At 58.7% G+C, this 2,954-nt stretch carries 2 protein-coding genes; both read right to left on the bottom strand.

What is annotated here, in order from left to right; translation table 11 throughout:
* Positions 1-88: 88 nt before the first annotated feature.
* Positions 89-559 (bottom strand): Rrf2 family transcriptional regulator, encoded by a 471-nt coding sequence (locus Q0216_RS00010; protein ID WP_070691854.1) that lies wholly within the window; start codon positions 557-559, stop codon positions 89-91.
* Positions 560-935: 376 nt separating this feature from the next.
* Positions 936-2,786, bottom strand: coding sequence for a phosphoenolpyruvate carboxykinase (GTP) (locus tag Q0216_RS00005; RefSeq protein ID WP_298591800.1), 1,851 nt, complete (start codon positions 2,784-2,786; stop codon positions 936-938).
* Between the last annotated feature and the right edge of the window lie 168 nt (positions 2,787-2,954).

The raw sequence follows: 2,954 nt of genomic DNA, 5'->3' as shown, positions 1-2,954 counted from the left end.
TCCGTGTTAAAAACTCTATGGAGCCTCCCACCGGAAAGCTCCACAGGTATCACGTATCTCTTGAATACTTACGACTAGCGCCTTACGACTAGCGCGCGGGCAGCGCGTTCTCCGGAGGAGCAAAGCCCAGCTCAACAAACACCGGACCAACGGGGCGCGCACCGGCAGTCAACTCACTAATGACAACCGAATCAACCGAAGCATAGAACGCCTCGCGAGCCTTCGCCAACACATTACGCAGGCGACAGAACTTATCGAGGGGGCAGTGGCCGTTCTCGTCCTCGCACTCAATCATGGGGATATCGCCCTCAGTAGCGCGAAGAATAGTGCCGACGGTCGCAGAACGACCCGCATCGGAAAGCATGACGCCACCGGCACGACCACGAGTCGAGTCCAGGTAACCCATGTTCACGAGGAAAGCTACAGCCTTCGCCACGTGGTTATAGGGGGTGTCCACTCCCTCAGCAATCTTCTGGGTGGAAAGCTTCTGACCGGGCTCCAGAGCAGACAGGAGCATCAGAACGCGGAGCGAGACATCCGAGAATGCTGTCAAACGCATGGATACTCCTTCTATCCTTACTCGTACTACCAACCCCTCCACGGAGGCGGCAACGGATGCGTGAACCCGGACGAGTTCGACGCGTTCAAAAATCTTACATTGGAATTGTATAGGGGCGGCAAGAGGGGCAAGAAATCAAGATTCGCCGCCTCCATGCCCAAACCACCCCGGCGGGGATCTTAAAGTATTTCTCAAGAGCAGGTGAACTGCATAGCCTTACACTCACACCGCTGCAAGAAAACTTGCCGTTCCCCAGGTGACAGGGATTCAAATTTCCCCTCAGCTTTCCCCTCAACGGAAGGAAGGAAGGGGCGGAACCTCACCGGGAGATTCCGCCCCTTCAACGCGCTATACCTGAGGTATTAGCTGGGGTGTCTTAGTCCTCCAGAGCCTTCGCCAGAGCGTCGCGCTGTTCGCGAACCTCAGCAGGCAGCTTGTCGCCGAACTTCTCCAGCCACTCGTCGATGCCGGGCAGCTCAGCAGCCCACTCTTCCTTCGAGACAGCCAGAGCAGCCTTCAGCTCTTCCTCGGAGATTTCCAGACCGGTCAGATCCAGGTCGTCCTTGGTGGGAACGGTGCCCAGGAAGGTCTCCTGGCCGCCAGCCTTGCCGTCGAGGCGGTCGAAGATCCACTTCACAACGCGAGAGTTCTCACCGAAGCCGGGCCATGCGAAGCCACCGTCGGGGGTGCGGCGGAACCAGTTGACGTAGTAGACCTTCGGCATGTTCTCGGCGCCGTGCTTCTTGCCCAGGTCCAGCCAGTGCTTGAAGTAGTCACCAGCGTTGTAACCAATGAAGGGCAGCATAGCCATCGGGTCGCGGCGAATCACGCCGACAGCACCCTTAGCGGCCGCAGTGGTCTCAGAGGAGAGGGTGACTGCGCGGAACACGCCCTGCTCCCAGCTCTCGGACTCGGAAACCAGGGGGATGGTGGTCTTGCGGCGACCGCCCAGAACGATAGCGCTCAGCGGCACGCCCTCGGGGTCGTAGTACTCTGGTGCGAGCATGTCGACCTGGGATGCGGGGGTGCAGAAGCGGGAGTTCGGGTGAGCTGCCGGGCGGCCGGACTCGGGGGTCCAGTCCTTACCGGTCCAGTCGATCAGGTGTGCGGGAGCCTCGTCAGTCTTGCCCTCCCACCAAACGGAGCCGTCGTCGGTCAGTGCAACGTTGGTGAAGATGGTGTTGCCCTTGGCGATAGCCTTCATAGCGTTCGGGTTGGTGGAATAACCGGTGCCCGGTGCCACGCCGAACAGGCCAGCCTCGGGGTTGACCACGCGTGCCTGGTGGTTCTCGTCGAACTCAATCCATGCGATGTCGTCGCCGACCATCTCAGCCTTCCAGCCGTCAATGGTGGGTTCCATCATTGCGAAGTTGGTCTTGCCACATGCGGAGGGGAACGCTGCGGAGATGTAGCGAACCTTACCCTCGGGGTTGGTGACCTTCAGGATGAGCATGTGCTCTGCCATCCAGCCCTCATCGCGACCGATAACGGATGCGATACGCAGTGCGTAGCACTTCTTACCGAGCAGTGCGTTACCGCCGTAGCCGGAGCCGAAGGACCAGATTTCGCGGGTCTCGGGGAACTGGACGATGTACTTCTCGGGGTTGCAGGGCCAGGGAACGTCTTCCTGACCGGGCTCCAGGGGTGCACCGACAGAGTGCAGAGCCTTAACGAAGAAGCCGTTGGTCTCGTTCAGCTTGGCAAGAACGTCCTTACCAATGGTTGCCATGATGCGCATGGAGCAGACAACGTATGCGGAGTCGCTGAGCTCAACAGCAATCTTGGGGTTCTTAGCCTTCAGGGAGCCCATGACGAAGGGAATAACGTACATGGTGCGGCCGCGCATGGAGCCCTCGAACAGACCGGAAAGGGTCTGCTTCATTTCGACGGGGTCGCGCCAGTTGTTGGTCGGGCCTGCGCCTTCTTCAGTCTCGGAGCAGATGAAGGTACGCTCCTCGACGCGTGCAACGTCGTCGGGATCGGAGAAAGCTGCGTAAGAGTTCGGGAATTCGTGATCGCTGAGGCGAACAAAGGTACCGGCGTCAACCAGTTCCTGTGCCAGGCGGTCATATTCTTCCTGGGTGCCGTCAACCCAGTAAATGTGTGCGGGCTGGGTCAGGGCCGCAACTTCGCGAACCCAATCCAGAAGGCCCTGGTGGGTAGTGGGTGCGCTCTGCAGCTCCTTTTCGAGCTCAGCAGAGAGAGTACGAGTTGAGGTGTCAGCCATTGACGTTTTCCCCTTCAATCGGTGGCCCGGATACTACGTTGATCCGGATAGGTCTGCAGTAACAAAGAAGCAGTTAAACACTACAAGCGTGCAAATAATCGTGAATATGCACGCTTGGACAGTCTCCACTTCCTCGTGATGCTTACAGAATAACGCATTAATGCGCGG

It is taken from the genome of uncultured Rothia sp. (assembly GCF_937976295.1).
Taxonomy (GTDB): domain Bacteria; phylum Actinomycetota; class Actinomycetes; order Actinomycetales; family Micrococcaceae; genus Rothia.
This window is presented reverse-complemented; position numbering and strand designations above follow the sequence as displayed.